Annotated in this window: 21 protein-coding genes and 1 tRNA gene; 10 read left to right on the top strand and 12 right to left on the bottom strand. The window is 60.9% G+C overall.

The window, feature by feature from the left end; genetic code table 11:
* Window positions 1-3 precede the first annotated feature (3 nt).
* From C5L13_RS18160 to C5L13_RS18180, 5 genes are all read right to left on the bottom strand, one after another.
* Window positions 4-585: a hypothetical protein gene (locus tag C5L13_RS18160; protein WP_105384680.1), complete on the bottom strand. Its 582-nt coding sequence runs from the start codon at window positions 583-585 to the stop codon at window positions 4-6.
* A gap of 59 nt (window positions 586-644) precedes the next feature.
* Window positions 645-2,465 (bottom strand): methyl-accepting chemotaxis protein, encoded by a 1,821-nt coding sequence (locus C5L13_RS18165; RefSeq protein ID WP_105384681.1) that lies wholly within the window; start codon window positions 2,463-2,465, stop codon window positions 645-647.
* A gap of 327 nt (window positions 2,466-2,792) precedes the next feature.
* The gene (gpt, locus tag C5L13_RS18170; RefSeq protein WP_105384806.1) at window positions 2,793-3,290 is read right to left on the bottom strand and encodes a xanthine phosphoribosyltransferase; all 498 of its coding nucleotides are present in this window, start codon (window positions 3,288-3,290) and stop codon (window positions 2,793-2,795) included.
* 71 nt (window positions 3,291-3,361) lie between these two features.
* Window positions 3,362-4,204 (bottom strand): universal stress protein, encoded by an 843-nt coding sequence (locus C5L13_RS18175; RefSeq protein ID WP_105384682.1) that lies wholly within the window; start codon window positions 4,202-4,204, stop codon window positions 3,362-3,364.
* Window positions 4,205-4,315: 111 nt separating this feature from the next.
* Window positions 4,316-5,095: a competence/damage-inducible protein A gene (locus C5L13_RS18180; RefSeq protein ID WP_105384683.1), complete on the bottom strand. Its 780-nt coding sequence runs from the start codon at window positions 5,093-5,095 to the stop codon at window positions 4,316-4,318.
* 250 nt (window positions 5,096-5,345) lie between these two features.
* Here C5L13_RS18180 and wrbA point away from each other — a divergent pair, with 250 nt between their 5' ends.
* Both wrbA and C5L13_RS18190 read left to right on the top strand, forming a co-directional pair.
* A complete protein-coding gene (gene wrbA, locus C5L13_RS18185) occupies window positions 5,346-5,945 on the top strand; it encodes an NAD(P)H:quinone oxidoreductase type IV (RefSeq protein WP_105384684.1) in 600 nt (199 codons plus the stop codon).
* 198 nt (window positions 5,946-6,143) lie between these two features.
* On the top strand, window positions 6,144-6,902 hold the full coding sequence (locus C5L13_RS18190; protein ID WP_105384685.1) for a TylF/MycF/NovP-related O-methyltransferase: 759 nt from the start codon (window positions 6,144-6,146) through the stop codon (window positions 6,900-6,902).
* Window positions 6,903-7,067: 165 nt separating this feature from the next.
* Here C5L13_RS18190 and C5L13_RS18195 read toward each other — a convergent pair whose 3' ends face one another.
* A complete protein-coding gene (locus C5L13_RS18195) occupies window positions 7,068-7,430 on the bottom strand; it encodes a hypothetical protein (protein ID WP_245571332.1) in 363 nt (120 codons plus the stop codon).
* Between the two features lie 251 nt (window positions 7,431-7,681).
* Between C5L13_RS18195 and C5L13_RS18200 the strand changes: the two genes are divergently transcribed.
* Window positions 7,682-7,766, top strand: a tRNA-Leu gene (locus tag C5L13_RS18200).
* Between the two features lie 55 nt (window positions 7,767-7,821).
* A complete protein-coding gene (locus C5L13_RS18205) occupies window positions 7,822-8,469 on the top strand; it encodes a metallophosphoesterase family protein (RefSeq protein ID WP_105384686.1) in 648 nt (215 codons plus the stop codon).
* Here C5L13_RS18205 and C5L13_RS18210 read toward each other — a convergent pair.
* On the bottom strand, window positions 8,466-9,923 hold the full coding sequence (locus C5L13_RS18210) for a TrkH family potassium uptake protein (RefSeq protein WP_105384687.1): 1,458 nt from the start codon (window positions 9,921-9,923) through the stop codon (window positions 8,466-8,468). The two genes, C5L13_RS18205 and C5L13_RS18210, sit on opposite strands and share 4 nt — an antisense overlap.
* Window positions 9,924-10,076: 153 nt before the next feature.
* Between C5L13_RS18210 and ilvA the strand changes: the two genes are divergently transcribed.
* Complete coding sequence (gene ilvA / locus C5L13_RS18215; protein WP_407070446.1) at window positions 10,077-11,291, top strand: threonine ammonia-lyase; 1,215 nt, start codon at window positions 10,077-10,079, stop codon at window positions 11,289-11,291.
* Here ilvA and C5L13_RS18220 read toward each other — a convergent pair.
* Both C5L13_RS18220 and C5L13_RS18225 read right to left on the bottom strand, forming a co-directional pair.
* Window positions 11,284-12,204 (bottom strand): alpha/beta hydrolase, encoded by a 921-nt coding sequence (locus C5L13_RS18220; RefSeq protein ID WP_245571334.1) that lies wholly within the window; start codon window positions 12,202-12,204, stop codon window positions 11,284-11,286. The genes ilvA and C5L13_RS18220 overlap by 8 nt on opposite strands.
* Window positions 12,205-12,338: 134 nt before the next feature.
* The gene (locus tag C5L13_RS18225; RefSeq protein WP_105384690.1) at window positions 12,339-13,355 is read right to left on the bottom strand and encodes a glycerophosphodiester phosphodiesterase family protein; all 1,017 of its coding nucleotides are present in this window, start codon (window positions 13,353-13,355) and stop codon (window positions 12,339-12,341) included.
* 110 nt (window positions 13,356-13,465) lie between these two features.
* On the opposite strand from C5L13_RS18225, the gene C5L13_RS18230 reads away from it, so the two are divergent.
* From C5L13_RS18230 to C5L13_RS18240, 3 genes are all read left to right on the top strand, one after another.
* Window positions 13,466-13,789: an HlyU family transcriptional regulator gene (locus C5L13_RS18230; RefSeq protein ID WP_105384691.1), complete on the top strand. Its 324-nt coding sequence runs from the start codon at window positions 13,466-13,468 to the stop codon at window positions 13,787-13,789.
* A gap of 127 nt (window positions 13,790-13,916) precedes the next feature.
* Window positions 13,917-17,162: an ammonium transporter gene (gene amt / locus C5L13_RS18235; RefSeq protein ID WP_245571336.1), complete on the top strand. Its 3,246-nt coding sequence runs from the start codon at window positions 13,917-13,919 to the stop codon at window positions 17,160-17,162.
* A gap of 28 nt (window positions 17,163-17,190) precedes the next feature.
* Window positions 17,191-18,477, top strand: a complete 1,287-nt coding sequence (locus C5L13_RS18240) for a GGDEF domain-containing protein (RefSeq protein ID WP_105384692.1) — start codon at window positions 17,191-17,193, stop codon at window positions 18,475-18,477.
* Here the strand turns inward: C5L13_RS18240 and C5L13_RS18245 are convergent.
* Window positions 18,474-19,085: an FMN-dependent NADH-azoreductase gene (locus C5L13_RS18245; RefSeq protein ID WP_245571337.1), complete on the bottom strand. Its 612-nt coding sequence runs from the start codon at window positions 19,083-19,085 to the stop codon at window positions 18,474-18,476. The two genes, C5L13_RS18240 and C5L13_RS18245, sit on opposite strands and share 4 nt — an antisense overlap.
* Window positions 19,086-19,218: 133 nt before the next feature.
* Here C5L13_RS18245 and C5L13_RS18250 point away from each other — a divergent pair, with 133 nt between their 5' ends.
* A complete protein-coding gene (locus tag C5L13_RS18250; protein WP_105384694.1) occupies window positions 19,219-20,187 on the top strand; it encodes a LysR family transcriptional regulator in 969 nt (322 codons plus the stop codon).
* Window positions 20,188-20,235: 48 nt separating this feature from the next.
* Here the strand turns inward: C5L13_RS18250 and C5L13_RS18255 are convergent, their stop codons facing one another.
* A complete protein-coding gene (locus C5L13_RS18255; RefSeq protein WP_105384695.1) occupies window positions 20,236-21,264 on the bottom strand; it encodes a CorA family divalent cation transporter in 1,029 nt (342 codons plus the stop codon).
* Window positions 21,265-21,539: 275 nt separating this feature from the next.
* Between C5L13_RS18255 and C5L13_RS18260 the strand changes: the two genes are divergently transcribed.
* On the top strand, window positions 21,540-22,097 hold the full coding sequence (locus C5L13_RS18260) for a DUF2087 domain-containing protein (protein WP_105384696.1): 558 nt from the start codon (window positions 21,540-21,542) through the stop codon (window positions 22,095-22,097).
* A gap of 21 nt (window positions 22,098-22,118) precedes the next feature.
* Here C5L13_RS18260 and C5L13_RS18265 read toward each other — a convergent pair whose 3' ends face one another.
* Window positions 22,119-22,955, bottom strand: coding sequence for a PhzF family phenazine biosynthesis protein (locus C5L13_RS18265; protein WP_105384697.1), 837 nt, complete (start codon window positions 22,953-22,955; stop codon window positions 22,119-22,121).
* Window positions 22,956-23,051: the final 96 nt, after the last annotated feature.

Raw genomic sequence — 23,051 nt, forward strand, 5'->3', positions numbered from 1 at the left:
GGTTCAAAGAGAATCGATGTTGATGCCGACGGTGACGGCGCCGATCGGGGCGCCGCTCTCATCGGAGATCGTCACGCTCGCCTGGGATTGAAGCGTCTGGGATGATTCGTCCTTCTCCACCTCATCGACGAACAGGGCTTCCTTGCCCGCGCCGAAGGACTTCTTGAACTTGGCTTCGTCACCCTGCCAGTAGTCGGAGGTCACGTCGCTCTGGCCGACGTTGAGGCCCTTGGCATCCATCACGAAGATTTCCGTGATCGTGCCGTCCGACTTTTCCTTCTTTTCCAGCAGGAATTTGGAGAGAGCGTTGTTGAGCACGCCGTCGATCGTCGCATGATCGGAGCCGTCAACCTCTGCCCGCCATTTCTTGTCGAGCGCCAGGATGTCGGCTTCGCCGAGCTTCGCATTGGCGGCATTCTGCGCCTTGATGGCGGAAATCACGACCGGGTCGCTGAGCCAGGGCTTCACCTTGCCGGTGACGTAATCCGTGACCGGAGCGACATGGGCCTCTTCGGCCTGGGCGCTGAAAACGGGCGCGGCTGCGATCGTGCTGCCGAGGACGAGCGCGAGGATGATCTTCTGCATGAGTATTCCCTTCCGTGGATTGTTGACGGTTGCTGGGGATGCTGCTGACGCGGCGCCGTTCAGGACGCTCGTCTGGTTTGGCCGGCGGGGCCGGTATTTCCGCCGGCGAAGGACCGGAAATCGCTTCCGGCCGGTTCGGCGACTGTAAACCTGCTTGCCGAACTCAACAGGAGACGGCCCTGAGCGAGCAGCTCCTGGCAGGCGGCATTCGTTTCTTCCACCATCGCCGCGTTCTGCTGCGTGGTCTGATCCATCTGGTTGATCGCACCGTTGATCTCCTGCAGGCCGGTGGCCTGTTCGCGAGAGGACTGGACGATCGAGACGATGCTGTCGCTGATGCGGTTGATCTGGTCGCCGATCTTCAGAAGCGCGTCGCCCGTGTCGTTGACGAGCCCGACGCCGGCGGCAACCTCTTGATTGGAGGCGTTGACCAGTCCCTTGATTTCCTTGGCCGCGGTTGCCGATCGTTGCGCCAGTTCGCGCACTTCCTGCGCGACGACGGCAAAACCTTTGCCGGCCTCACCGGCGCGCGCCGCCTCGACACCGGCGTTGAGCGCCAGGAGATTGGTCTGGAATGCGATCTCGTCGATGACGCTGATGATGTGGCCGATCTGGCTGGACGACGTCTGGATCCGATCCATGGCGCCGATCGCGTTGCGGACGACTGTCGCGGAAGAATGGGCGCCTTGCTTGGCTTCCTCGACCAGCTGTCCGGCGTTCTCGGCTTTCTGGGAAGAGGCCCTGACGGTTGTGGTCACTTCATCAAGGGCTGCGGCGGTCTCTTCGAGCGCAGCGGCCTGCTGCTCTGTGCGCTTCGCAAGCTGATCGGCGGCGTTGGCAAGCTCGCTGGAACGATCTTCGACAGCGTGCGATGCCTCCTTGATCTCGGTCAGCGCGGCGGCCACCGCTTCGACCATGTTGTTGAAGTCCCTCTGTAACTTTTCAAAATCCGGCCCCAGACCGCTGAGCTTGCTGGAGAAATCGCCGCCCGCGAGCTTTTCCAGCGCCTGGCCGAGCTGAGCCATGACCGTTCGTTGAACGCTGCTGGTTTCTTCCGTTATCCGGGTGTTGCGGGCGCGCTCCTCATCAAGCGACTGGCGCTGCTCGGCAGCAACCCGATCCTTTTCCACCTTGGTGATCGCTTCGTTGCGGAAAACCTCCAAAGCACGCGCGAGAACGCCGATTTCGTCGCCGTTGTGCTGATAATCGACCGGAGATGCCAGATCTCCCGCCTGCAGATCGCTGATGCGCGCGCTCAAGGTTCTGATCGGGCGGCCGACCAGTCGTCTCATTGCGAAAAGGAAGGCAAGGATCGCTACGGTGATGACCAGTAGCTGAATGAGCAATGATTTCAGAACTTCGTTCTGCGCCTCGGCTGTAATTTCAGCGATCGACCAGGCCGTGAAGAGATAGCCGGTGATCTTGCCGGACTTGTCCGGCGGGAGGGGGGCGACGATCGTGATCAAACCGTCCGACGACCGGGCCTCATCGACAATCGCACTCTGCGCCTTCTGGCCGATAACCTGGGCTATCTCGGCGGAGGAGAGGCCGCCCGCCAGGCCGTCCTGCGTCCAGGTGTCGACAGTCGCAAGTTCGGCGTTGAAGGCCGCAAACTGAACGAGGCCCAGTTCCGGCTTTTCGCGCTGCAGGGCATAGGCCTCCCGAACCGCTGCGGCCTTGCCCCATTTCACACCGCCGGAGACCAGCGAGGCGAGCTGCTCGGTGTCGTTCAGCCAGTGGGTGGTGGCGGTTTTGGTCAGCAGGCGCGTCTCGGATATCCAGGTATAGGTCGCCAACACGGAGATGCCACAGATGTTCACGGCAACGATCAGCGCCGCGAGCTTCGCGGTCAGCGGCATCTTCTTCAAAAAGTTACGCATTCCTGGCCTCGACGCAATCCATTGCTGCCGGATGGGCCGGCCCGCTGATATCACTGGGGCATCGTATGCTGATTGTTGGTGGGGCAGGCGTCATACCCGCGTGGCCGTTGCAGGGCCAAGCATACGGGGACAGTGTTCCTTCATTATGTGAAGAAACAATAAAGTAAGCGTGGCCTAATGAAAAATAGGGGCGCAGGCAGATGCGGCCGGTCGCTCGCTGCGATAGCGCGCCTGGATATTGTTGACGAATGCGGTTCGTCTTCGCGCTGGCCTGTCGGCACAGGCGGGCTCCCGCGAGGCTATGCTTCACGGGTGCCGTATCGGAATCTAGGCGCGCGGCCCCTTGGCGATCGGCTCCTGATAGGTGAAGCCCATGTCCCAGGGGAAATAGATCCAGGTGTCCTGGCTGACTTCCGTAACGAAAGTGTCCACCGTCGGAACGCCCTTCGGCTTGGCATAGACACAGGCGAAATGGGCCTTGGGCAGCATGACGCGCACTTCCGATGCCGTCTTGCCGGTGTCGGTCAGGTCGTCGACCACCAGCACGCCCGATCCGCCATCGGTGACGAGCTCGGGAGCAATTCCCTTGAGAAGGTTCATTTCGCCCTGGTTCACGTAGTCGTGGTAGGAGGCGATGCAGACCGTCTCGATGAGCCGGATATTGAGTTCGCGCGAAATGATCGCCGCCGGAACGAGCCCGCCGCGGGTGATGCAGACGATGGCGCGGAAATCCTGATTGAGGCCGGCGAGCCGCCAGGCAAGTGCACGGGCGTCGCGGTGGAACTGATCCCAGGAAACGGGAAATGCTTTTTCGGGAAGGGACATGTTTTCTGCCATTAGCGAGAGCTGCGTTGGCTCTCGCTAATAGCGGCATTCCACCCCGGAAGGCAAGATTGTCAGCGCGACAGCAGCGTCAGCGCCGTCATCGAGTCGAGCATGCTGCGCGTAACGCCGCCGAACAGGAATTCCCACCAGCGGGCGTGCCCGTAGCCGCCCATGACGAGGAGATCGATGCTGTTGTCCGCCAGGCGATTTTCGATTGCGGCTGCTGTGCGCACTCCGCCGCCGGTTTCCTGCGTCGTCAGCGTCACGTTGATCCCGTGGCGTGCGAGCGTCGCCGCGATCTGGCTTCCGGCGAGTTCGTGCGTGTGATGGCCGCGCTCCGGCGGATCGATCACCAGGACCTCGACGCTTTCCGCCGCTTGCAGGAAGGGCAGCGAATCGAAGGTCGCTCGCGCAGCCTCCCGCGAGCCGTTCCAGGCGACCAGCACACGGCGGATCGGCGGGGGTTCGCTTATCGTATAGGGGACGAACAGCATCGGTCGGCCGCTCTCGAAAAGGAAGGTTTCCAGATCGGCGCGATGATCGGCATGAGCCGGGTCGCTTTGGCTGGCGACGATCAGATCGACGGCGCGCGCCGTTTCCAAAACCGATGTGGAGCTGTATCCGGCCGTCGAGATAAAACTGCGGCATTCGGTCGACAGCCCCTCGCGCGCCGTCCGCTCCTTGAAGATCCGCTCGACTTCGGCGGTTTCCTTCTGCGCCACTTCCTGCAACACCTGCACGGCAGCGGGATCGGGAATTTCCATCGGAGCAATCAGCGGAACAGCGGCGAGCGTTTCGGCATGCACGCCGATGATATGAGCCGAGAACTGCTCAGCGAGGGCCATCGCGAAACCCGTTATTTGAGGAGCATTCTGCGGAGTGTCGAGAACGGCGAGAATGGTCTTGTAGGCCATGGCTGTTACCTCCTCATCGGCTGGTTTCCGTGCGTTGGAGCCAGTCTTCAATAATAAGGTGGTGCCCTCATTGACCTTGGTCAAGCATCTGTCGAACGAAGAGAAACCGGATCAGGCGTCCGCCGTCGGGTTGGTCGGAATTTTTGCCCGCCCGATTGCGGCGATCATCGCTGATACGGCCTCGGAGGCGGCATCGAGGGCCTGCGTCTCACGCGCACGCACGACGATCTCCGTCGAAAAGCGCTGCCCGTCATATTTCGGATAGGAGCCGATACTGGTCTCGGGATGTGCCTTCTGAACGGCTGCGAGAAGCGTCCCGATATCGCCCTCGCCATAGGGGCAGGGGATGGCCCGGGACAGCATTTTCGAGCCCGTACGGAGCATCGGCAGTACGTTGTCGACCATGGCCTGGAAGACCTGCGGCACGCCGGCCATCACATAGACGTTGCCGATGATGAAGCCGGGTGCCGTCGACACGGGATTGGGAATGTGCGTTGCCCCTTCCGGCATGCGTGCCATGCGCTGGCGGGCCTCGGTGAACTCCATTTCGCGCCGCTCGTACATGTCGGCGAGTAGTTTCATCGCGTCGGGATCATGGATGCAAGGGACGCCGAACGCCGCCGAGACCGCGTCCGCGGTGATATCGTCATGGGTCGGCCCGATACCGCCCGAGGTGAAGACATAGTCGTACCGGCGGCGCAGAGCATCGAGCGCCTCGACGATCGCATCCTCTTCATCGGCGACGATTCGCACTTCCTTCAGGTCGATGCCCGACAGCGTCAGCAGATCGGCGAGGTGGCCGATATTCTTGTCCTTGGTCCGGCCGGACAGCAGTTCGTCGCCAATGGCGAGCATGGCGGCGGTAACGATCGAGGGCGAATTTTCAGACATGGAATTCCTCCGGAGGTGCCGAAACTCCTAAGCCCAAAACCTCGAAGTCAGAAGCAAATTGTTGGAGACATCGAGGAGAAATGCCGACCGTTACGGATTTATGACCCCCAAGCGAAAAAGCGTCTCCGGATGCTGAACAGTGCGTTCTCCCGCTCGGGGCTGGGCGGAAGTGCGTCGGGACCGCTAGTTGTCCATTCGGTTTGGGCCGAATCCCGCCCTGTTCAGATAAACAAGTCGATTGGAGAAGATCGTGCCGAAGGTTCTTGTTCTTTATTATTCCGCCTATGGTCATATCGAGAAGATGGCTTACGCCGTGGCCGAGGGTGCGAGGTCCGCAGGTGCAGACGTGACGGTCAAACGCGTGCCGGAACTCGTGCCGGAAGAGGTCGCCAAGGCCTCCTACTACAAGGTGGACCAGGACGCGCCGGTCGCGACTGTCGACGAACTTGCAGATTACGACGCGATCATCGTCGGTTCGGGCACCCGTTTCGGGACTGTCACGTCGCAGATGCGCAATTTCTGGGACCAGACCGGCGGTCTGTGGGCCCAGGGCAAGCTTGTCGGCAAACTCGGCTCCGTCTTTACGTCTTCGGCGACCCAGCATGGCGGGCAGGAGTCGACCATCCTCGGCTTCATCCCGACGCTGCTTCACCATGGCATGGCGGTCGCGGGCCTGCCCTATGCGTTCGCCGGACAGACGGGCGTCGATGAAATCAAGGGCGGCTCGCCGTATGGCGCAAGCACGATCACCGGCGGCGACGGCTCCCGCCAACCCTCCGCAATCGAACTCGACGGCGCCAGGTACCAAGGCGCGCATGTCGCGAAGCTGGCGGCCAAGCTCGCCGGCTGATCGCCGCGCGGATAGGATAAAACAAAGCGCGGTGAGCGATCACCGCGCTTTTCCTGTTCCTGGCGAAAGCGAAACGGGCAGCGAAGGGCTGCCGACATTGGGCAGGCACCTCAGCCCATAGAAGGGCAAGCGGGTCGATTGAAATCGAGAAGCTTCGCGATAGGTATCCCCGATATTCAGGTAGGGGTTGTCTATCCCATGCGTGCACGCGAGCTTCGTCGCCGGATGAAATATCTCCTCAACGGAGACAGGGCACTGCCGGGTTACGCCGCGGACGGGTTTCGGACCTACAACAAGAATACCGACTTCAAGGACGAACCGCGCTTTGCGGCGGCATGGTCGTTTGCAGAGCAGGGAAACCGAGAAGCCTGGAAAAAGCGGGGAAGGGTGCCCGACGTCAGATGGCGGGCTCATACCTGTTGTTGGGGGGCGTCTCGAGCATTGAAGCTGGAAGGCGACTTCGTTGAATTCGGGGTCAATGCAGGCCTTCTGTCGATGACGGTCTGCCGATATATCGACTTCGGCACCATCGATCGGAAGTTCTGGCTTTTCGACACCTTCGAAGGAATACCGGCTGGCGAAATGACCTCGGATGAGGAGCATCTCTGCAAGCAGCGAAACAAGGGCATCTATTTCGACGTTTTCGAGATAGCCAAGCGCAACTTCGCTCCATTTCCGAACGCGGTTCTTGTTCGGGGGGCATTACCCGCCAGTCTCGACGGTGTGCCGATCGGCAGGATTGCCTATCTCTCAGTGGATCTGAATGCCGCGAGCTACGAAAAGGCAAGCATCGAGAGGGTCTGGGACCACGTCGTTCCTGGTGCCACGATCGTTCTGGATGATTACGCATTCGAAGGGCATGAAGAGCAGAACCGGATGTGGGACGCATTTGCGGCCCACCACGGCCAGGTCGTTCTCACACTTCCGACCGGGCAAGGCCTGATCGTCAAGCAGTAGGTTGCTGGGACCGCAGCGTCGCCAATTGTGAAGTCGATCGAGCTGTATCGATTTCTCGTCCATGGCGAAACCAGATGTGCTGACCGACAGCCTTAGACAGGTCTTTCAAACTTAGCCCCCTCGGCCTCCGTGGCTGAGGGGGCTTCTTGTCATGATTCTCGCCGCTTATCCGATGCGGGGGCAGCCTGGCCGGTTCGCAAAGATGACCCGGTTCCGCTCGCCTCTGCTGCCGTAGCCTCGGATTTCGATGGAACGGTTCGAGGTCTTTCCCGGTTGCGGATCGTCAAGGTAGCGGCTCGCTCTTCGCATAGCCTCACCAACCGAGCATCCCGAACGTTCGGAGCGCGGCCGGTAGTATCTCCGATCGCGATAGTCATCGTCGTAGCCCCGCCGCGGCCGGTATTCCTCCCGGTAGCGAGGTCCGTCGCGATCGATGTAAAGCTCGAAGTCCTGGGCCGACGCCGGTGCACCGCTCAATAGCGTTACAAGTGCCGCGAAGAGCCCGATAGTTCTCACTGGTGTTTTCATGTTCACTCTCCTCAGTGTTTCCTTCCTGTAATGGAACATAGAACGCCGAGGATGAATGAAAACAGAATGATTTTTAACAGGCGGGAGAAATGACGGTTTGCCGGTCTCAGCGGAACGCCGGCAGGCCTTTCGGAACACCATCCCGCGCACTAGCGGTGAAGGAACGCCTTGCGAACAGTGGTCGCACAACATTTTTTACGTTGTGCGAGCCTTCCAATTCTCCTCCTCCGAAGATATTGAAATCGCTCACCGCGGACGTGGCGAAACTGGTAGACGCAAGGGACTTAAAATCCCTCGACTTCGGTCATACGGGTTCGATCCCCGTCGTCCGCACCAAACGCCTATTTCCGATCGTGATTCGCCCTCTATATCCGGCTCCAGGGAGCGAGCCTTGGGTTACACCTTTGCCATCGGCGATATTCATGGCTGCTTTGCGCAGCTTGAGGAGATGCTCGGCCATATCGAGGCACAAGCATCCTCCGGACATGTGGTTTTCATCGGCGACTATATCGACCGTGGCCCGGACAGCAAAAAGGTGGTCGATCTCGTCATGGCCGGGCCGAGGAGGCCGGGCTGGCGCTGGACCACGCTGAAGGGCAACCACGAGGATATGCTGGTTCGCGCCTATCACCACCGCGGTGACGATGGGGCGCTCTGGATCGACAACGGGGGGCGGGAAACGCTGGAATCGTTCGGCGGCGTCGTTCCGGAGGAGGTGATCCGATGGTGCGCCGAGCTGCCTGTTATCCATATCGATGAACATCGTATCTTCGTCCATGCCGGTGTCGACGAGGCCCTGCCGCTCGAGGGGCAGCACGAGCGTGAGCTGATCTGGAAACGCTATTCCAGCGACTACAGCTCCGATTTCTGGGGACGGCATCTCTGCCATGGGCACACGCCCTTTCCCGGAAATCCGGCGACCATCGGCAACCGCACGAATATCGACAGCGGCTGCGTGTTCGGCGATTCGCTCTCTTGTGCCGTGTTCGACGACGACGAGCCGGGCGGTCCTATCCGCTTCCTGCGCGTTCCCGCTTAGTGGCGCCAGAACACCGGCGTGAGCAGGACGAGCATCGTCAGGATTTCCAGGCGGCCGAGCAGCATCATCAGAGAAAGAAGGTAGAGTGCAGGGTCGCTGATGGTGGAGAAATTGCCGACGGGCCCGATGATCGGGCCGATGCCGGGGCCGACATTCGAGAGCGCCGTGATGACCGAAGAGGTGGCCGTCAGGATGTCGTAACCGAGCAGCGTCATGCCGATGCTGCCGACGACCCAGAGAAAGATATAAAGGCTGACGAACAGGAAGACGCCGCGTTGGGTCTCCGCGTCCACGGTGAGCGAGCCGTAGCGGACCGGATAGATGGCATTCGGATAGATGAGTTTGTTCAAGCCCGCCCGTGCAACGTTGAACATGATGACGAATCGATAGGCCTTGATGCCGCCGGCGGTCGAGCCGGAACAGCCGCCCATGAACGTTGCAAATAAAACGACCACCACGACGAACGGCCCCCAGAGCGTATAGTCGCCGCTCGCAAAGCCGCCCGTTGAAAGAATGGAGGCTATGTTGAAGAAGGCATGGATCAAGGCATAATCCAGTTCGACACCGTTTTTGACGTGGTGATAGACGGCGACCGCAATGGAAATGCCTGCCAGATAGCCCAGAAAAACCGGGATCTGCGGGTCGCGCGCCGCGTTCAGCCTACCTCTTACGGCGAGCAGGATGATGACCGAAAACGGAAGGCTGCAGATGGTCAGAAAGATCGTCCCGATGATGAGCAGTGATTCGCTGTCCTTGTAATAGCCAAAGGACAGGTCATGGGTTGAAAAGCCTGCGGTCGCGATCGTCGACATGGCATGGTTCAGCGCATCGAAATGCGTCATCCCCGCCATGTCGTATCCGATAGCGCAGACGAGGGTCAGGAGCACGTAGACGATCAGAAAGGCGCGCGTGAAACTCGCCAGCCGCGCAAACGGCTTGTCGTTCGTCTCCGAGGACTCCAGTTTGAAGATCGAAGCGCCGCCGACCCTCAGGAAGGGCAGGACGAAAAGGCCGAGGCCGACGATCCCGATGCCGCCGAGCCAGGTGAGTAGCGACCGCCAGAGCAGGATCCCGGGAGGTAGGTCGTCGAGCCCGACGATCGCCGTCGAACCCGTGGTGGTAATGCCGGATATGGATTCGAAGATCGCCTGGGCGAACGAAAGTTCATGCTCCGCCAGGAAAAGCGGGATCGCCCCCACCAGCGAAAACATCACCCACAGGACGTTGACCAGCAGGAAGCCCAGCCGTTTGGTGAAGGCCGGTGGAGGGCCTCGGGTGGCGAGCGCTGCCGCAGCCGCAAGACCGCCGACCATGAAGCCCGACATCGCGAAGACCTGCCAGTCGCTGTGACCGTAATAGAGATCGACCAGCGCAGGCAGGAACATGGCGATCGACAGATAGAGCGCACTAAGCGCGGTGACATAGATGACGGACCGGAAAAGACTGGCGTTCAAGAAAGGGTTGTCCCTGTTTTCGGAGCCACGGAAAGATGCTTTGTCACAGCCGTAAGCCTATGGCATAGCGAGGCCGATCTCGAATTTCAATGGATGGCCGATGTGACCAAGGCAGGTGTGACGAAAGCGGGTGTGGACGAGGCCAAGGCGGCGATGCGGGCGATCTTTCCCGAAACGCCGCTGCAACTGAACGAACATCTGAGCCGGCGCTACGGCGCCGACATCTGGCTGAAGCGCGAGGATCTGTCGCCGGTCCGGTCCTACAAGATCCGCGGCGCCTTCAACTTCCTCCGAAAGGCCATCGCGGCCGGGGCGAGCGACAAGACGTTCGTCTGTGCGTCTGCAGGCAATCATGCGCAGGGATTTGCATTCGTCTGCCGTCATTTCAATGTTCCCGGCGTGGTTTTTATGCCGGTGACGACGCCACAGCAGAAGATCGACAAGACCCGCATGTTCGGCGGCGAGTTCATCACCATCCGCCTGATCGGCGATATCTTCGACCAGTGCTATGCGGCGGCGCGTGCGTATGTGGAAGAAACTGCCGGGGTGATGGTGCCTCCCTTCGACGATGCCGACATCATCGAAGGGCAAGCGACGGTCGCCTCCGAGATTGTCGAGCAACTGCCGGAGGGCGTGACGGCCGATCTTATCGTCCTGCCGGTTGGCGGCGGCGGGCTGTCTTCCGGCGTGACCGGCTATCTTGCCGACCGCACCACGCCGGAAAGTTTCGTCTTCACCGAACCTGCAGGAGCGCCAAGCCTGAAACGGAGCCTCGAGGCAGGCCAGCCCATCACGCTTGCCAAGCTCGACAATTTTGTCGACGGCGCGGCGGTTGCCCGGATCGGTGATCTGAACTTCGAAGCGCTGAAGCATTTTTCACCCGATCAGGTGCTGCTCCTGCCGGAAAATGCGATCTGTGTCACCATCACCGATATGCTGAATGTCGAGGGCGTCGTCCTCGAACCCGCCGGTGCCCTGTCGATCACCGCTCTGGAGGTGCTGGGGTGCGAGACGCTGGCCGGCAAGACGGTGATCTGCGTCGTATCTGGCGGCAATTTCGATTTCGAGCGCTTGCCCGACGTCAAGGAACGGGCCATGCGCCATTCCGGCCGGAAGAAATACTTTGTCCTGAGGCTCGCCCAGCGCCCGGGGGCCCTGCGGGATTTCCTCAACCTTCTCGGTCCGGAGGACGATATTGCCCGCTTTGAATACCTGAAGAAGTCCGCCCGCAATTTCGGCTCCATCCTGATCGGCATCGAAACGACGAGACCGGAGAATTTCAGCCAGCTGGTCGAGCGGTTCGAGGCAGCCGGCATGGGCTATCAGGACATAACCGAGAACGACATTCTGGCGAGCCTCATCATCTGACGTCGAGGCTATGTTTCAGCCAGGCGATGATCCGCTCGGCAATCGGTACGGTCGTTGCCGGTGAGAGAATATCCCCGGCGATCACGTGATTGTCGGGATCGCCGGTGCTGCCGACGTCGACGATCTCATGCGGCCCGCCCCAGCGGCCGGCGATATCGTGCACCTTGTCGGGCCGGATAACCTGATCGAGCGATGAATGGACGAACAGGACGGGCGTCCTGATTTTCTCGATCGGAGCATTGACCGAGAGTTTCACCAGTGCAGCCATCGGCAGCAGTGCGTGCGTCGGATATTTGACCGTCCAATGCGCCGCATGCTTTTCGTTGTGAGGTGTGAAGCTGCGAGTGGGACCGAGCAGCAATCGCGACAGCTGCGGCGCGATCGGGGTCGTGAGCAGAAAGGCGCCCGGGCTGTTGACGCCATAATTCGGCGACAGGAAGATTGCGGCCGCGACTCGGGGGCCGATCTTCGGATCGGCAAGTGCCAGAGTGGCCAGCGAGGCACCTGTGGAAGTGGCGACGACGATGACCCGATCGCCGATTGCCTCGCCGATGGCCAATGCTTCGGAAAAGTCCGAAAGCCAGTGTTCCAGTGCCGCTTCGCCCATGGCCTCGCCGCTTCGCCCGTGCCCTGCAAGCCGGGTAAAGAAGAGGTTGGCGCCCACGGCTGCCGCGACGCGGTCGGGCAAGGGACGGACCTCTTCTGCCGACGCTGAAAAGCCGTGGACATAGACGACGGCAAGAGGCGTCTTCGCTTTCGTTGCCGGATCGACCCATTGGACGTGTTTGGCAGCACCTGGCCGAAGATCACCGAACCGGCTTTCCTCGGTTGCCAGATAGGCATCGATATCGCTGCCGAGGCGGGCGCTATCAAAAACCGGAAAGCCGTCAGCGGGCATGCGCGGTTCGACCATCAGCAGAGCTCCGGATGCAATCGTCAGGATGACTAAGGCACAAGCAAGTATTTGCCATGCCGGAAAACTCCTTCCCATCCGGTGCACCCTCCATGCCGGAGGAATGATAGGCCTGCTTTGTAACGGCGGTAAATCTATTTTCCGCAGATTTTCGGCTTTGCGGGCAGGGCGCAGAAGCCTCGACGGTCTGCCTCGACCCGCGTCTTTTCGATGACATTCGTCCAGACGAGGCCGGGGAAGCCATCCGGCACCATGTCCCAGGCCTCCCGGTCGTCGATGCCGGATGAGCCGGCGTCGCCCGCATCGAGCGGCCCGAGGAGCACGACATCCGAACCGGCGGCACGCATGCGGTTGTAGAAGCGCTCCGGCCAGCCCCAGAGTAGCGGGGCGAAGTTGGCAGGCACCGGCACGAGGCCGCCGCGGCAGGCTTCCGGCACATGGCCGCTCCAGCCGGTGGCGAGATAGGTGACGAGGCAGGATTTGGCCGTTCGGGCGGAATAGCCAGGCAGCGCCACCAGCGCCATGCTCCTTTCGGTCGGTTCGTTGCCGCCATAGACGCCGAAGGTGGCGTGGCGAAAGGCGGGCTGCGATGCGAGCAGGCCCGCCAGTGCCTCGCCTTCCTCGGTGCGGCGGCTCTTGAAATTGACGAGGAAGCGACCCTCTGGAAAAGTCTGGAAGACTTCTGGAAGGGTGGGCATCAGGCCGCCTCCCTTGCCACGGAACGGATATGTCTTGCCGCCATCGGCAGTGTAGCCGTAGCCGATGTCGAGCGTCTTCAGCACGCTCATCGGGGTCTGCTCGGTGATGCCTTTGCCATTGGTTCGGCAGTCGAGCGTCCAGTCGTGAAAGACAGCGAACTGCTTGTCCGGCGTCAGGTGGACGTCGAGCTCCACGACGTCGGCACCGGCATTGAAGGCTGCCTTCATGCTCGGCAGGGTGTTTTCGAGAAACTCATGGGTAGGAGGCAGCATGAGGCTCGCCGTGCAGGTGTCGTTCTGCAGATTGCTCGATTCGAAAAGCTGATGTTGGCCGCGATGGGCGATGATGCGCAGGGGAGCATCTTGCGGAAAGCTCGAAAAGAGCGAGGTGTTGCCGATCCAGAGCGCAGCGGCGATGGCGAGAGGCACGGCAGCGACGATTTTCCATTTCATGAAGCTCACTCCGACTCGATGCGGTGGATGTGAGCCTTGTTCAGATTCGATTGCGACATTTCCGAGATGGGCCGCTTCCGGCGGCCGGAGGAATGTGCTAGGCAGCCGCCATGGCTTCGTTTCTGTCCAATATCCTCTCGCTCTTCTCCGGTAGCGGAAAGTCCGCTGAACCGTCCGCTCCCGCCGCCGAACCGGTGGAGCATAACGGTTGCATGATCTATCCTGCGCCGATCCGCGAAGGCTCGCAGTTCAGGTTGGCAGGACGGATCGAAAAGGACATGGGCGGCGAAGTGCTGGTGCGGACGTTCGTTCGCGCCGATATGTTTACTTCGATGGATGACGCCGTCGAGTACACGATCAAGAAGGCACAGCAGATCATAGACCAGAACGGTCCGTCTCTGTTCGCCGATGGCGAGAAATCCCGCTCGGCCTGATAGCATTCGGCTACACGAATAGCGGATACGTAATCACGTAAAATTAAACGATTGGCGGTAGACAGGACGTCTGTTCAGATTGTCTTTTCTGCGGTCGTTTTTGATGCGGTTTCACCGTTCATATTTGATGCGTATCGGCAGTTGCGGGCTTTTTGCCTGCCTTTCTCCAAGCATCGGCTTTGGCGATGATGGAATATCGCAGGCAACTCCGCTGGACCTTACCTGGCTTCTGGTCGCCGCCGCCCTGGTCATGATGATGCAGGTGGGCTTCCTTCTGCTCGAAGCCGGCATGGTCCGGTCGAAAAATTCGATCAACGTCGCGCAGAAGAACCTCCTTGATTTCGTCTTCGGCGTCGTCGCATTCGCCGCCGTCGGCTTCATGATCGCTTTCGGGCGCTCGGACGGCTTTGTCTTCGGCATGCAGAGCGAGTTCTATTTCCTGCGCGAGGTCGATCCCGGGCAGGCGGCCTTCTTCGTCTTCCAGGTCATGTTCTGCGGCACCGCGGCCACGATCGTCTCGGGCGCGGTTGCGGAACGGATGAAGCTTTCGGCGTATGTCTTCGGCTCGCTTCTGATGTCGGGCCTGATCTATCCGGTCTTCGTCCACTGGGCCTGGGGCGCGGCGCTCTTTCCCAATCCCTCCGCCTTTCTGCGCGAAATGGGTTTCGTCGATTTTGCCGGTTCCACCGTCGTGCACTCGACCGGCGGCTGGGTGGCGCTCGCCGCCTGCATGGTGATCGGCCCGCGGATCGGCAAGTTCAATGCCGATGGCTCCGTGACCCGCATCGCCGGCCACAGCCCGGTCCTGTCCACGACCGGTGCCTTGCTGCTCTTCATCGGTTGGATCGGCTTCAATGGCGGCTCGACCCTTGCGGCTTCGCAAGATGTCGCACCGATCATCATGAACACGATACTGGCAGGCGCAATGGGAGCCTGCGTCGGATATGTCATCGGCTTTTATCAGGACGGGGTCATTTTGCCGGAAAAGTCCAATTCCGGCATGCTCGGCGGGCTGGTGGCGGTGACCGCGGGCTGCCACATTCTCGATCCCGCAGGCGCCCTGATGATCGGCGCGGCGGGCGGCGCGGTCGCAATCCTCGGCAATGCCTTTATCGAGACCAGGCTCAAGATCGATGACGCCGTCGGGGCGATCGGCGTCCATGCCTTTGCCGGTGTCGCCGGGACGCTGCTTCTTGCGCTTCTGGCCCCGGTGGATCAGTTGCCGGCCGGAAGCAGGCTGGCGCAACTCCACGTGCAACTCGTCGGCGTCGGCCTGAACTTCTACTGGTCGTTCGGGATCGGCTACGCCTTCTTCTGGCTTGCTGATCGCTTGATGCGCATCCGTGTCAGCAGAACGAATGAGGAGGACGGCCTCAACATTGCCGAACATGCCACTCGCCTGGGCGTGGGGCATGTGGAGGAGGCGATCACCGACCTTCTCGGGGGAAATGCCGACCTTGCCAAGCGCCTGCCGGTGATGAAAGGCGACGAGGCGGAAAAGCTGACGGGCCTCTTCAACAGGCTTATGGACAACATGGAGGAAGAGGAGCGCAATCGCGGCGAGCTGATCCGGCTCAAGCGGGACCACGAGGAGGCCGAGCGCGTCGCCGCAATCGCCAACGCGACCTTCGAGGCGATCGTGATGCACAGGGACGGTCTCATCGTCGACGGCAACGACCAGCTCGCCAAGCTTGTCGGCTCACCAATCGAGGACCTGATTGGCCGACCGATCTTTGATTTCCTGAACGAGGGCGACAGGCGCCTCATCCAGATGATGATGGAGAAGGATGACGGGCGCTCCTACGAAATCCGGCTGAAGCTCGCAAGCGGCGAGGAGATACCGGTTCAGGCGCGTGGGCGTTACATGCGCTATCGCGGAGAAATGGTACGTGTCGGCTGCCTCGTCGACCTGCGCGAACGGAAAGAAGCCGAGAAGCGCATGCGCCATCTGGCGCTCCATGATCCGCTGACCGGGTTGCCCAATCGCGTGCTTTTCTCGGAACGGCTTGCCGATCTGGTAGGGCAGGCGGGCGAGGGAGCCGGTTGTGCCGTCTTGATGGTCGATATCGACCGTTTCAAGGACATCAACGACATTCATGGGCATCAGGCGGGGGACGCCGTCATTCGCGAAACGGCAGCGCGTCTTTCCAACCAAGCCGGGCCGGAAGCCATCGTCGCTCGCTTGGGCGGCGACGAATTCGCGGTCATCCTAACGGACGTGCCGACCGAAAGCCGGATGGAACGGTTCGGCAATCAGCTGCTTGCCGCGATGGCTGCCCCTGTCGACATCGGCTACGGGGAAGAGGTCAATATCAGCGTCAGCATCGGATGTGCGCTCTGCCCGGAGCACGCACGGGATACGGATGCCCTGATCGGTTGCGCAGACGTCGCGCTCTACCACGCGAAGAATGCCGGCCGGAATGCATGCCACGTCTTCAAGCCCGGCATGAACGAGCTGATCGAAAAGCGGCGCGCGCTGGAGGCGGACCTCGATCTTGCCCTGCAGCAGGGCGAGTTCGAACTCTATCTGCAGCCGCGTGTCCAGGCGGGATCAGGCGAAATCACGGGCTATGAGGCGCTGCTGCGCTGGCATCACCCCGGACGGGGCATGATCAGCCCCGGTGACTTCATCCCGGTCGCCGAGGCTTCGGGCAAGATCATCCGGTTGGGCGAGTGGGTGCTCGCCGAAGCCTGCCGGTTGCTCGACCACGTCGAGGGCCATATCAGCGTGAACGTCAGCCCGTTGCAATTCCGTCATGCCGATTTCGTCACGGATCTTACTGCGCTTCTGCACAGGACCGGAGCCGATCCGCGGCGCATCGAGCTTGAGATCACCGAAAGCGTCCTCATCGAGGACGACAGGCGCGCCGTCCAGATCCTCAACGACCTGAAGCACATTGGCTTCCATATCGCGCTCGACGATTTCGGCACCGGTTATTCGTCTCTCAGCTATCTTAGCCGGTATCCTTTCGATACGATCAAGATCGACCGCAGCTTCGTCAGCAATCTGGCGGTCGTTTCCAATGCCCAGGTCATCGTACGCACCATCATCGATCTGGGCGCGGGACTCGGGATGAAGATCGTCGCGGAAGGCGTAGAGACGATGGAAGAGGCGCTCTTCCTGGCTCACGCCGGCTGCGACGAACTGCAGGGCTATCTTCTCGGCAGGCCCGCAAGTCTGGATGCCATCGCGCGGGAAATCGACCCGGCCGTTGCTGTCCAGCTGCGCAACATGCCGAGGAAGCTACCTGAGATCAAGGATTTCGGGGCTTTTGAGACTGAAACGTTTCAGCCTTTGTTGCTTCATCATGCGCAGCCGCCTGATTCGCACCGGGCAGCGGACACGGGAAAAGCAGCCGTTGCAACGGCTTGAAATCTGCAGAGGTTAATACAGGTCGAATATGCAAGTTTTCAATCTGGCATTATTCCTGGCGGAAGCGGTCATCTACTTCACCTTGATGACCGCCTTCCTTCATTATCGGCGTCCGCTCGGCCTCGGCGTGTTTCTGACGGCGCTCGGCGTCATGCATTTCATGGAGACCTATCTCGCGGCGGTCTTCTATGTCGAGCTTCCCTTCGGCACGGTTTCGCCGGGCTCTTCGGTCTTCTTTGCCGGCAAGCTGATGATGATCCTGCTCCTTTATCTGAAGGAGGATGCGGCGATCGTGCGCCAGCCGATATACGGGCTTTTTCTCGGCAATCTCCTGACGGTCGGCATTGCCCAGTTTGTGCAGCTCCATGACGTCACGACCCTGCCTGCCGGCCGATCGGTCGACGTCGGCTTTTTAAACGAGATGGGCTGGTTGATGGTCTGGGGCACCGGCCTGCTTTATCTCGACGCCATCGGCATCATCCTGCTTTACGAGCGGCTGGGACGGTTCCTCCGCAACTACGTTGTCCTGAGGTTCGCAATCAGCGGTGCAGCCCTGCTGACGTTTGACCAATTCGGATTCTATGCCGCCCTCCACATGCTTTTCGATGCGCCGCTCTCCGTCCTTCTGGGAGGCTGGTATGCCAAGCTCATTGCGGTGGTCGTCTATTCGCTGCTTTTTGCGATCTACCTCAAGATCGACCAGATACCCCGGCCGGCTCGGGCAACCCGGGAGATCTCCGACATCTTCAACGATCTGACCTTCCGCGAACGTTACCAGGCGCTGCTCGCCAAGAGCGGCGTTGACGGATTGACCGGCGTCCTGGACCGCGGCCGCTTGGAGGCGGATGCACCGCGGCTGATCCGCAACTGCCTCGACGCCGGTCGAGCGCTGAGCCTCGTGATTGTCGACGTTGACAGGTTCAAGGACGTGAATGACCGCTTCGGCCATCTGAAGGGCGACGAAATTCTGAAGGAAGTGGCGGGCCGGTTGCAGATCGGCTCGCGGCCGACCGATCATCTGTCGCGCTTCGGAGGCGAAGAATTCGTGCTGATCCTTCCCGATACCGACCACAGCGGCGCCCTGGTGCTTGCCGAACGCCTGCGTATCGAAATCGGCCGGACGGTGAAGCGGCCGGATGGGCAGCCGGTAACTGCATCTTTCGGTGTTGCCACCGCGCCGGAAGACGGCTTCATCCTTGAGGCGCTCCTGTCCTGCGCGGACGAGCGGCTTTATCGGGCAAAAAATGACGGCCGGAACAATGTTCACGGCCGTCTTGGCAGACTTGCGCCGTCAGGGGTAGTGACGGGAGCTTAAGCGGCGAGAGCGAGTTCGGAGGTCTTTGCCGTAGCGTCGGAAATGGCTTTGTCGAAGGCTTCCGGGCCGAAGGCCGTACCTTCCACATAGATCACTTCGACGTCGGTCATGCCGAGGAAGCCCAGGACGGTCTTCAGATAGGGTACGGCATGATTCATGCCGACCGCAGGACCTTCGGAATAGACCCCGGCGGCGGACAGGACGATATAGACCTTCTTGCCGGTTGCGAGCCCGATCGGGCCGCTTTCCGTATAACGGAAGGTCTGGCCGGCGCGGGCAACGTTGTCGATCCAGGATTTCAGCGTCGAGTAGATGTTGAAGTTGATGAGACCGGTGGCGAGCACGACGGTATCAGCGGCAAGCAGTTCCTCGACGAGCTTGTCGGAGTAATCGGCAGCGGCGGCTTCTTCGGGCGTGCGGTCCTGCGGGGCCTTGCGGATCGCTGCGGTCGAGACGATATCAAGGTGCGGAATGGGATCGGTGCCGAGGTCGCGGTGAACGACGGATGCGTCCGGCTTGCGGGCCTGCAGCTTTTCAACGAACTCCGAGGCAATCTTGGTGGAAAGCGACTCGGCGCGCGGGCTTGAGGTGACGAGAAGAATGGTCATGAGGCATTCCTTATGCTCTGGGAGGTCTGTTTCGAGGTGGATCTCGTTTTCGACCCAGAAGATAGGCATGGACGGCTATCGATAAAACGGAGATAATATCGAAGCTATCTATCGAAGATTTGGATGACGACTCATGGATGCCAATCCTACTCTGGACCAGTTGCAGGTGTTTTTGGCGGTTGCCGAAACTGGAAGCTTTTCGGCGGCCTCGCGGGCGCTGAACCGCGCCCAATCGGTGGTGAGCTATACGATCGCCAATCTGGAGGCTCAGCTGGAGATGCCGCTTTTCGAGCGGAGTGGCGCCCGCCAGCCGAAGCTGACGGAAGCCGGGAAAGCCATGCTCACGGATGCACGGCGCATCGTGGCCGATCTTCAGGTCATGCGGGCGCGCGCCAAGAGCATGAAGCAGGGGCTTGAAGCGGAGGTCTCGCTGGCGATCAGCGTCATGGTGCCTTCAAACGCGGTGGTGGACGAGCTGCGCGAGTTCCGTGAGCGGTTTCCGAGCGTCGCCCTCAACCTGAATGTCGGCGAGCTCGGCATGGTGATGGATATGGTGATGAGCGGTCGCGCCGATATCGGGCTGGGTGGGGCGCTTCTCAAGCAGGACGACACGATCGTTGCAGAAAAGATCGGCTATTCCTTCCTGATCCCGGTCGCGTCGTCGGATCATCCGCTGGTAAGGCTGAACCGGCCGCTGACGCTCTCCGATGTGCGCGAAGAAGTGCAGTTGGTCGTCACCGACGCGTCGGAACTGACCAAAGGCCGCGACTTCAATGTGCTTTCCTACAAGATCTGGCGGGTCAGCGATATCGCGACGAAACATCAGCTCATCAGGGGAGGTCTCGGCTGGGGCGGTTTGCCGGCCTCGGTTGCTGCCAAGGATATCATGGACGGCAAACTCGTAGCGCTGAAGCTCGATGCATACGAGCAGGGAGAATATCCGCTCTATGCCATGCGAAAAACCTCCCGTCCGCCTGGTCCCGCAGGTCAGTGGTTGATCGACGCCTTCCACCGTCGGCTTTCCTCCTGCCCCAGTCACGAGGAGTTTGCGGAAAAGCTGGGGCTGGACGCGCCCCATGAGGTCCGCGAAGCGGCGGAATAAGTCGCGAGCCAGGCTGACCGGAGATCGGATCTCAAGTCTTTCGCAGATTCAAAGCCACTCGATGCGCTTGAGTATCCACAGCGTGCCCGCAGAGATGGCTGCAATGAAAACGACGATGATCAGGAATGCCCAGGCTTCGTCAACGCCGGGAATACCTCCGACATTCATGCCGAAGAGGCCCGCAACGACGCTGGGCGGAAGCAGAAGTGCTGCCAGTGCTGCGAGCCGGTTGGAACTGCGCGCGATCCGCTCCCCGATGACGGTCGACAGGTCGTCATGAAGAATGCTGGTGCGGTCACGGATCGCATCGAGATATTCGATGAACCGCATCAGCTTGTCGATCACCTCGCGGAAGCGGAGCTTGTCACGTTCCGTAAGCCAGGGTGCATCGTCGTGTTCTATGCGGTTGAGTGCATCCCGTTGCGGCGCCAGATAGCGGCGTAGCTGCACGGAGCGGCGACGCAACAGCTTCAGCCTTTGACGGACTTCGCTCGCTTCGCCTTGGAAGATCAGATCGTCGAGTTCGTCGACCTCCTCATCCATACCGTCCAGCACGGGTTCCAGGTCGCGAACCAGCTTGTCGCTGACGAGTGCGAGAAGCTCGCCCGCCTGCCGCGGCCCTTTGCCTTTTTCAAGCGCTTGGCGGATGTCGCGCAAGGCTGTGATGTAATGGCCGCTGTCGCGCAATGTCACCAGCCGGTGTTCGTCGACCCAGATATGCAGCGGCACGAGGTCGATCTCCGGAGTGGGCTCGCGGGCTTCTTCCGGAGGAGCGGCACAGACCCCGCGCAGGATGATCAGCAGGCCGTCGTCCACCGGCTCCACGCGCGGGCGGGAATCTTCCGCAAGAAGCGCCTCGGCCACCAGCAGGTCGAAATCGCCTTTGGTATTCACCCATTCCGCCGCCGCAGGATGATCGCGTTCGAAATGCAGCCACACCAGGCCGTCACCCGGTTTCCAGGTACAGGCCTGAGCGATATTCAGCGTCCTGCAGCCGCCGCGCCCATCGAGCATGACTGCAAAACGCAGCCCCGGTTCCTCTCCGTAGCCCACCGCCGTCTTTACCTGTTCCAGCATCAACGGTGCTCCCTCCCATGCGGTTTCCGAAGATTCTATCAGCAAATGTTGCGCCGGCGAAGAGGCGGGTTGGGCCGGCGGGTGTGGCCGAATTGACGGGGTTTCAGGCTCTGCTATAACGGCGTCACGGTCTGCAGTTCACCGAGGCGTTGCCGTTCCGCAAGGAAAGCTAAACCTGCCAACATCAGAGATGATCAGCACTTATCCCGTGCCGAAGTCGACAAGCCGGCGACCAGTGACAGCTTTTCAAGAGACGGCACGTTTAAGGATAAGACATGCCGAGATCCATCTTTCCGATGCAAATCGCCGACCTTTCGGCCTTTGCCAAATCCATCCGCGAGCAGATCGGCGAGCTTGATCGCAAGCCGAGCCATGTGGAGATGCTCAACCTCCTGAGCCGTGCCGCCGGTTTCCGCAACTATCAGCATTTTCGCACGGTTGCGCAGATGGCTGATGTCATTGAACATTGGCGCCCGACATTGGATGACGAGCCTGCAGCCGATGAAGACCGGGTGTTGAAGACCGCGCGGCATTTCGATGACGAAGGCCGGCTGGTCCGCTGGCCGGGAAGGCGAGGGCAGCAGGAGATCTGCCTCTGGTTCCTGTGGTCGAAGATACCGGCCGGTCAGGACTTCACCGAGCGTCAGATCAGCGAACTCCTCAACGGTTTGCATCTCTTCGGCGACGCTGCGCTCCTGCGCCGCGATCTCTTCGATTCCGGCCTGGTGCAGCGGACGCGGGACGGCCGCGAATATCGCCGGATCGAGCGGAAGCCGCCGCCGGAGTTGAAACTGTTGCTGTCCCGGGTCGGGCAAAGGGCCGAGGCGGCCTGAAAAGCAAAGCCGCCGGTTGCGTCAGAGAGTGACCGTGCCCTCGATGCAACTGGCGACTTCCCCGCCGATCCAGATGTCCGCGCCGGCCTGAACCACATGCACGCGTCCCGCGCGTCCAAGCGCGGTGCCTTGGGCTGCGATATACCGTGACGGTGCAATGCCGCTGCCAATCAGCCATTGGGCAAGTCCGGCATTGAGGCTGCCGGTGACGGGATCCTCGAACCCGGCGGCCGTGAAGGCGCGGACCTCGAATTGAGCCTCCGTGCCGTCCTGTGCAGCGTCGAAAGGACCGACGAGACCGACCCGAAGCCCGGCGAGTATCGCAAAGTCAGGCTGCACCGCCAGCACGTCCCGGCGGGAGTTCAGAAGTACGCCCATCCAGCCCGGACCGTTGTCGACCCAGCTCGTCGCCTTGATAGCTGTCTGCGCAATGCCGAGCCCGCGGGCAACCCGTTCGATGATCTCCGGCTCGACCGGCCCGCTGCGCCTCAACGGCGGCGCAACGAAGGAGAGTTGTTTGCCGTCGCGACGGATGCGGATCAGCCCCGCTTCGCATTCCTGCACGACCTCGTCGGTTTCCACCTCGCCGGACTGGGAAAGCCAGACATGGCAGCTGCCGAGCGTCGGGTGGCCGGCAAAGGGCAATTCCTGTTTCGGCGTGAAGATACGGACCCGATAATGCGCTTTCGGATCGCGCGGCGTGAGCAGAAAGGTCGTTTCGCTGAGGTTGGTCCAGTTGGCGAAGGCCTGCATCTGAGCTTCGGTAAGGGTGTCGGCAGCGGCGACCACGGCGAGCGGATTGCCGCGTAGGGGCCGGCTGGAAAAGACATCGACCTGCTGGAAGGAAAACCTGGGCATTCGTTCTTGTCACTCTCCGGAGACATGCTTGCCAAGCAAGACGGCAGCCCTGGGGCTGCCGTCTTGCTTTCGTGAAAGGCGTGCCGTTTCTTCGGC

This window comes from Neorhizobium alkalisoli (assembly GCF_002968635.1).
Classification (GTDB): domain Bacteria; phylum Pseudomonadota; class Alphaproteobacteria; order Rhizobiales; family Rhizobiaceae; genus Neorhizobium; species Neorhizobium alkalisoli.

Bases quoted from the DNA above. Each gene is read 5' to 3' on its own strand.
- C5L13_RS18160 (WP_105384680.1), bottom strand. From the start codon at position 585: ATGCAGAAGATCATCCTCGCGCTCGTCCTCGGCAGCACGATCGCAGCC.
- C5L13_RS18165 (WP_105384681.1), bottom strand. From the start codon at position 2,465: ATGCGTAACTTTTTGAAGAAGATGCCGCTGACCGCGAAGCTCGCGGCG.
- gpt (WP_105384806.1), bottom strand. From the start codon at position 3,290: ATGTCCCTTCCCGAAAAAGCATTTCCCGTTTCCTGGGATCAGTTCCAC.
- C5L13_RS18175 (WP_105384682.1), bottom strand. From the start codon at position 4,204: ATGGCCTACAAGACCATTCTCGCCGTTCTCGACACTCCGCAGAATGCT.
- C5L13_RS18180 (WP_105384683.1), bottom strand. From the start codon at position 5,095: ATGTCTGAAAATTCGCCCTCGATCGTTACCGCCGCCATGCTCGCCATT.
- C5L13_RS18190 (WP_105384685.1), top strand. From the start codon at position 6,144: ATGCGTGCACGCGAGCTTCGTCGCCGGATGAAATATCTCCTCAACGGA.
- C5L13_RS18195 (WP_245571332.1), bottom strand. From the start codon at position 7,430: ATGAAAACACCAGTGAGAACTATCGGGCTCTTCGCGGCACTTGTAACG.
- ilvA (WP_407070446.1), top strand. From the start codon at position 10,077: ATGCGGGCGATCTTTCCCGAAACGCCGCTGCAACTGAACGAACATCTG.
- C5L13_RS18220 (WP_245571334.1), bottom strand. From the start codon at position 12,204: ATGGTCGAACCGCGCATGCCCGCTGACGGCTTTCCGGTTTTTGATAGC.
- C5L13_RS18225 (WP_105384690.1), bottom strand. From the start codon at position 13,355: ATGAAATGGAAAATCGTCGCTGCCGTGCCTCTCGCCATCGCCGCTGCG.
- C5L13_RS18230 (WP_105384691.1), top strand. From the start codon at position 13,466: ATGGCTTCGTTTCTGTCCAATATCCTCTCGCTCTTCTCCGGTAGCGGA.
- amt (WP_245571336.1), top strand. From the start codon at position 13,917: ATGCGTATCGGCAGTTGCGGGCTTTTTGCCTGCCTTTCTCCAAGCATC.
- C5L13_RS18240 (WP_105384692.1), top strand. From the start codon at position 17,191: ATGCAAGTTTTCAATCTGGCATTATTCCTGGCGGAAGCGGTCATCTAC.
- C5L13_RS18245 (WP_245571337.1), bottom strand. From the start codon at position 19,085: ATGACCATTCTTCTCGTCACCTCAAGCCCGCGCGCCGAGTCGCTTTCC.
- C5L13_RS18250 (WP_105384694.1), top strand. From the start codon at position 19,219: ATGGATGCCAATCCTACTCTGGACCAGTTGCAGGTGTTTTTGGCGGTT.
- C5L13_RS18255 (WP_105384695.1), bottom strand. From the start codon at position 21,264: ATGCTGGAACAGGTAAAGACGGCGGTGGGCTACGGAGAGGAACCGGGG.
- C5L13_RS18260 (WP_105384696.1), top strand. From the start codon at position 21,540: ATGCCGAGATCCATCTTTCCGATGCAAATCGCCGACCTTTCGGCCTTT.
- C5L13_RS18265 (WP_105384697.1), bottom strand. From the start codon at position 22,955: ATGCCCAGGTTTTCCTTCCAGCAGGTCGATGTCTTTTCCAGCCGGCCC.